The sequence below is a fragment of the Micromonospora sp. 4G55 genome, from assembly GCF_016803375.1.
Genome location: NZ_JAEVHN010000398.1, coordinates 1 through 5,765, shown reverse-complemented (window position 1 = coordinate 5,765; position 5,765 = coordinate 1). Strand labels below are relative to the sequence as shown.

At 71.6% G+C, this 5,765-nt stretch carries 4 protein-coding genes, 3 tRNA genes and 1 pseudogene; 1 reads left to right on the top strand and 7 read right to left on the bottom strand.

Translation table 11 applies throughout. The features are described 5' to 3' along the window. The 3 genes from JNW89_RS25525 to leuC all read right to left on the bottom strand — a co-directional run. Positions 1 to 364: HU family DNA-binding protein (locus JNW89_RS25525; protein ID WP_238450838.1), on the bottom strand; the 364-nt coding region annotated here is incomplete at its 3' end. A 172-nt stretch (positions 365 to 536) separates the two neighbouring features. Next, on the bottom strand, positions 537 to 1,124 hold the full coding sequence (leuD, locus tag JNW89_RS25520) for a 3-isopropylmalate dehydratase small subunit (protein ID WP_238450836.1): 588 nt from the start codon (positions 1,122 to 1,124) through the stop codon (positions 537 to 539). Positions 1,125 to 1,137: 13 nt separating this feature from the next. Then, positions 1,138 to 2,580: a 3-isopropylmalate dehydratase large subunit gene (leuC, locus tag JNW89_RS25515; RefSeq protein WP_238450834.1), complete on the bottom strand. Its 1,443-nt coding sequence runs from the start codon at positions 2,578 to 2,580 to the stop codon at positions 1,138 to 1,140. A 49-nt stretch (positions 2,581 to 2,629) separates the two neighbouring features. Here leuC and JNW89_RS25510 point away from each other — a divergent pair. Further along, positions 2,630 to 3,314: pseudogene (locus JNW89_RS25510) on the top strand (IclR family transcriptional regulator). Between the two features lie 661 nt (positions 3,315 to 3,975). On the opposite strand, the gene JNW89_RS25505 reads toward JNW89_RS25510, so the two are convergent. The 4 genes from JNW89_RS25505 to JNW89_RS25490 form a co-directional block, all read right to left on the bottom strand. Next, positions 3,976 to 4,048: transfer RNA gene (locus tag JNW89_RS25505), tRNA-Glu, on the bottom strand. 176 nt (positions 4,049 to 4,224) lie between these two features. Next, a tRNA-Glu gene (locus JNW89_RS25500) sits at positions 4,225 to 4,297 on the bottom strand. 137 nt (positions 4,298 to 4,434) lie between these two features. Next, a tRNA-Gln gene (locus tag JNW89_RS25495) sits at positions 4,435 to 4,506 on the bottom strand. 106 nt (positions 4,507 to 4,612) lie between these two features. After that, positions 4,613 to 5,416: a fumarylacetoacetate hydrolase family protein gene (locus JNW89_RS25490; protein WP_238450832.1), complete on the bottom strand. Its 804-nt coding sequence runs from the start codon at positions 5,414 to 5,416 to the stop codon at positions 4,613 to 4,615. Positions 5,417 to 5,765: the final 349 nt, after the last annotated feature.

The following is a 5,765-nucleotide window of genomic DNA, read 5'->3' as shown; positions in this document are numbered from 1 at the left end:
CGGCCGCCTTGGCCCCCGTCGCCTTCGCGCCGGTGGTCTTGGCGGCGGCCGCGGTGGTCTTCTTCGCCGGCGCGGCGGCCTTCGGCACCTTGCCGCTGGCCACCATCTCCTTGAAACCGGCGCCGGCGCGGAAGGTCGGCACGGATGTCTTCTTGACCTTCACCGCCTCACCGGTACGCGGGTTGCGCGCTGTTCGGGCACCCCGGACGCGCTTTTCGAACGCTCCGAATCCGGTGATCGCCACCTTCTCGCCCTTGGTTACCGCCCCCTGGACCTCGGCGATGACCGCGTCGAGCGCCGCCGTCGCCGTCTTCCGGTCCCCCAGGCGAGCGGCGAGCGCCTCGATGAGCTCGGCCTTGTTCACGACTTCCTCCCGATTGTGCAACTGACTCGACGCGAGCCATTCTGCGCGCACGGTATGCCCTGTGCTGCCGGGACACAAACATTCGATGGAAAAAAGCCCTTGTGTCGTAACGGATTCGCCCCCACCGGGCGGACCGGTGGGGGCGAAAACCGATGAGCGGTCGGGCGTACGGCTATGCCACGGCGGGCTTGAACGACGGCCGGGACGCCTCGTACGCGCTGATCTCGGTGGCGTGGCGGAGGGTGAGTCCAATGTCATCCAAGCCTTCCATCAGCCGCCAGCGGCTGTGGTCGTCCAGCGGGAACGACCAGCTCGCCGGGCCGACCCGGACCTCACGGGCGTCCAGGTCGACGGTGACCTCGGTGGTCGGATCGGACTCGATCCGGTCCCAGATCTCCTCGACGGCTTTCAATTCCAGCTCCACCGGAAGGAGGCCTTCCTTGAGCGCGTTGCCCCGGAAGATGTCACCGAATCGCGGTGAGATCACCGCGCGGAAGCCCCAGTCGCGCAGCGCCCAGACGGCGTGCTCGCGCGATGATCCGGTGCCGAACTCCGGACCGGCCACGAGAATCGACGCTCCCGAATGGGCCGGATCGTTGAGCACGAATGCCGGATCTTCCCGCCACGCGCTGAAGAGTCCGTCCGCGAAACCGGTCCGGGTCACCCGCTTGAGGTACACGGCGGGAATGATCTGATCGGTGTCCACGTTGGACCGGCGCAACGGCACGGCGGTGCCGGTGTGGGTGGTGAACTTGTCCATCTCGGCTGCCCTTCTACAGGTCGGCGGGGGCGGCGAGCCGGCCGACCACGGCGGTGGCGGCGGCGACCGGCGGGGACACCAGGTGGGTGCGCCCTCCCCGGCCCTGGCGGCCCTCGAAGTTGCGGTTGGAGGTCGAGGCCGAGCGCTCGCCGGGCTTCAACGTGTCGGGGTTCATCCCGAGGCACATGGAACAGCCGGCGAAACGCCACTCGGCGCCCGCGTCGGCGAAGACCTTGTCCAGCCCCTCCGCCTCGGCCGCCTCCCGCACGGCCGCGGACCCGGGCACCACGAGCATGCGTACGCCGTCGGCGACCTTGCGCCCGCGCAGCACGTCGGCGGCGGCGCGGAGGTCCTCCAGCCGCCCGTTGGTGCAGGAGCCGACGAAGACCACGTCGACCGCGAGGTCGCGCAGCGGCGTGCCCGGGGTCAGCGCCATGTAGTCCAGCGCCCGGCGGGCGGCGGTCCGCTCCGCGTCGGTGCCGAAGTCCTCCGGGGCCGGCACGGCCGAGCCGAGCGGCGCGCCCTGCCCCGGGTTGGTGCCCCAGGTGACGAACGGGGTGATCCGGCTGGCGTCGAGGGTCACCTCGGCGTCGAAGGTCGCGCCCTCGTCGGTGGGCAGGGTCCGCCAGTAGGCCACCGCCGCGTCCCAGTCGGCGCCCCGGGGCGCGTGCGGCCGCCCCTTGAGGTACGCGAACGTGGTCTCGTCCGGCGCGATCAGGCCGGCCTTGGCGCCCCACTCGATGGACATGTTGGCGACGGTCATCCGCCCCTCCATGGACAGCGCGCGGATCGCCTCGCCCCGGTACTCCACGATGTGGCCGCGCCCGCCGCCGGTGCCCACCTGGGCGATCAGCGCGAGGACCAGGTCCTTGGCGGTGACGCCGGGGCCGAGCTGACCGGTCACCGTGACCGCCATGGTGCGTGGGCGGGCCTGCGGCAGCGTCTGGGTGGCCAGCACGTGCTCGACCTCACTGGTGCCGATGCCGAAGGCGAGCGCACCGAAGGCGCCGTGGGTGGCGGTGTGCGAGTCGCCACAGACGATGGTCATGCCGGGCTGGGTGACGCCCAGCTGGGGGCCGATCACGTGCACGATGCCCTGGTTCTCGTCGCCGAGCGGGTGCAGCCGCACCCCGAACTCGGCGCAGTTGCGGCGCAACGTCTCGATCTGCGTACGCGAGGTGGGGTCCGCGATGGTGAGCAGGTCACCGCGGCGGGACCGGAAGCTCGGGTCGTCGTACCCGGTCGGGGTGTTGTGGTCCTCGGTCGCGAGCGTGAGGTCGGGACGGCGAACCGGACGACCGGCCAGGCGCAGCCCGTCGAACGCCTGCGGGCTGGTCACCTCGTGCAACAGGTGCAGGTCGATGTAGAGCAGGTCCGGTTCACCCTCGGCGGTCCGTACCACGTGCGCGTCCCAGACCTTCTCGGCCAGGGTCCTCGGTCGAGTGACTCCCACCATCTGGACATCCTAAATTCTGGGAGGTAAGTTTCGGCTTGTGGGACACAGTATGAGCGGTGTCGGCGTCCTCGACAAGGCGGTGGTCATCCTGGCCGCCTGTGTCGACGGCGCCAGCCTGGCCGAACTCGTTGAACGCACCAAGCTGCCCCGGGCCACCGCGCACCGGCTGGCGCAGGCGCTGGAGATCCACCGCATGCTGGTCCGGGACACCCAGGGGCGCTGGCGTCCGGGGCCCCGGCTCGGTGAGCTGGCCAACGCCGCCCCCGACGTGCTGCTGACCGCTGCCGAGCCGCTGCTGGCCGCGCTGCGCGACGCCACCGGGGAGAGCGCCCAGCTCTACCTGCGCCGCGCCGACGAGCGGGTCTGTGTGGCCGCCGCCGAGCGGGCCAGCGGCCTGCGGGACACCGTGCCGGTCGCTCGTGCTGCCGATGACGGCCGGTTCGGCGGCGCAGATCCTGCTCGCCTGGGAGCCCCCGGAAGCGGTCATGCCGCTGCTCCCCCGCGCCAAGTTCACCGGCCGCACCCTCGCCGAGGTACGCCGCCGCGGCTGGGCGCAGAGCGTCGCCGAGCGGGAGGCGGGTGTGGCGAGCGTCTCGGCCCCGATCCGCGACCGCACCGGCCGGGTGATCGCCGCGATCAGCATCTCCGGCCCCATCGAGCGCCTGGGCCGGCGCCCCGGCGAACGCCATGCCATGGCCGTGGTCCGAGCCGGCCAGCGCCTCTCCGGCCTCTGACCCCCCGTCCCCGCCCCGCGGCTCACCACGCGCCGACACGGCCCCGCCCCCGGGCCTGCCCTGCTCCGGCCTCCGCCAAGCGGCCTGGCCCTGCGCCGGCCCGGCCAAGCCGGCCCGGCCCTGTGGCCAAGCCAGCGCGCATGGAGCCGCGACAACCTTGCCCTGCCCCTCGGGCCGCCGGCCCCGGCCAGACGTGGACCGCCTGGGCCGAAAGTTGACCAAGAGAATTGCGTCAGAGATCGCCTCGGGCGTGACGCAAACCTCTTGATCACCAGAGTGGGCGGCCGGGGACGGCAACCTCGGGGGATCTGGTTGGCCGGTCGAGGGGGGCTCGGCTCGCTGTCGAGCTGATGTTGTGAACGAATCGCGGATGGGGTCGACTGCCGCCGCCCCGGCGCCGTCCGGTGATTCATCTACGACATCAGCTCGACAGCGTCTGCGACACCCATCCGGCCCCCGCCCGGCGAGCGGACCGTGCTTGGCCGGACCCGCCTTCTCCTGGACTGACCGCCCGGACGGCGCTCGCCGCCCGCTCCTCCCGCACCTGAGCAGGTGGACCGGTCCGGGGCGGCGGGGCGGCCCACGGGAGCACATCCGAGGGGGCTGTGGCGGAGAAGGCGAACGCCCGCCTCGCTGTCGCGAGACGGGCCGTTCGGCAATGTAGCCCCGACCGGATTCGAACCGGCGCTACCGCCTTGAGAGGGCGGCGTCCTGGGCCGCTAGACGACGGGGCCAGGCACTTTTCCTGCTTCACCGCCCTGCTGGGCGGTGCGGCTGTAGTCTAGCGGCACCACCGGCGTCCGACGACGAGGGGGTCCGGCCGGGCGCGGAAGGCCGGAAACGCGGAGAGCGGCGAGCGGGGAACACGAAACAGCCCGCCCCACCGAGGTGGAACGGGCTGTCGGCACTGTAGCCCCGACCGGATTCGAACCGGCGCTACCGCCTTGAGAGGGCGGCGTCCTGGGCCGCTAGACGACGGGGCCAGAACTTCACCAGCTTCCCCACCCTGGCGGGTGGGGAAGCTGCACTCTATCAGAGATCATCTGCCGTCCCTCGGGAGGGACGGAGCGGAACTCCGCCAGAATCCAGCGTCCGGGATTCTCGCGAATCCGCGGTTGCGCTGGGGTACCAGGACTCGAACCTAGACTAACTGAACCAGAATCAGTCGGGCTGCCAATTACCCCATACCCCATTGGCCCCTTGCGGCGCCGGGAATGAACTTTACCCTCCCCGCGCCGGCAGGCCAAATCCAACCCCCCGAAACGCCTGTGAGCTGCGAAAACGGGGCGTCGGACGCGTCAGGCGACCGGCACCACCGGATTGGTGAGCTCGCCGATCCCCTCGATCCGCACGGTGACCGTATCCCCCTCGGTGAGCGGGCTAACCCCCGCCGGCGTCCCGGTCAGCACCACGTCGCCGGGCAGCAGCGTCATCACGTGCGAGATGTAGGACACCAGGGCCGGTACGTCGAAGACCATGTCCTTGGTCCGGCCGAGCTGACGTACCTCCATTTCGTCCGGATTGCGACCCACCTCGCACCGGATCTCCAGGTCGGAGACGTCCAGTCCGGTGGTGATCCAGGGGCCGATGGGGCAGAACGAGTCGAAGCCCTTGGCCCGGGTCCACTGCCCGTCCGAGCGCTGGAGGTCCCGCGCCGTCACGTCGTTGGCGCAGGTGTAGCCGAAGATGGCCTTCGCCGCGGCGGCCCGGTCGGCGCGACGGGCGCCCGGGGCGCCGATCACCACCGCCAGCTCCGCCTCGTGCTCGACCTGCTTGGAGAAGATGGGCAGCCGGATGGCGTCCCGCGGGCCGATCACCGACGTGGACGGCTTCAGGAAGAGCAGCGGCTCCTTCGGCACCTCGCTGCCGTGCTCGGCGGCGTGCTCGGCGTAGTTGCGACCGACACAGACCACCTTGCTGGGCAGGATCGGCGAGAGCAGTCGGACGTCGGAGAGCGCCCAGCGGGCGCCGGAGAAGGTGACCTGACCGAACGGGTGGCCCTCGATCTCGGCGATGGTCAGGGCCTCCGGACCCACCCCCGGCTCGCCCTCGACGACCCCGAACGACATTCCCTTGGCATGAGCAAAACGAGCGATACGCACCTGGCCAATCTAGCTCCCGCCCACGTGGTGGCACCCCGTCGACGCCGGAGGACGCGGCGGCGTCGGCGCAGGGTAGGCGATCGGCCGGCGATCGGGGCGAGCTTCGGCACTTCGTACCCGGGCGGAGTGTCCGCGCCCCTACCGTCGGCTCCGGAGGTTCGTTCGTATGCCTGCATCGAGACGACACCACAGGGCCCTCGCCGTGTTCGTGAACGGCCTGGGCATCCTCGCCGCCGTGCCGGCGCTGCCGACGGCGACGCCCGCGACCAGGGCGGAAGCGGCACCGGCGGTCACCACGCCGGCCAGCCCGCCGGCCACGGTCACGGCCACGCCCACCGGCCCGGCCGCC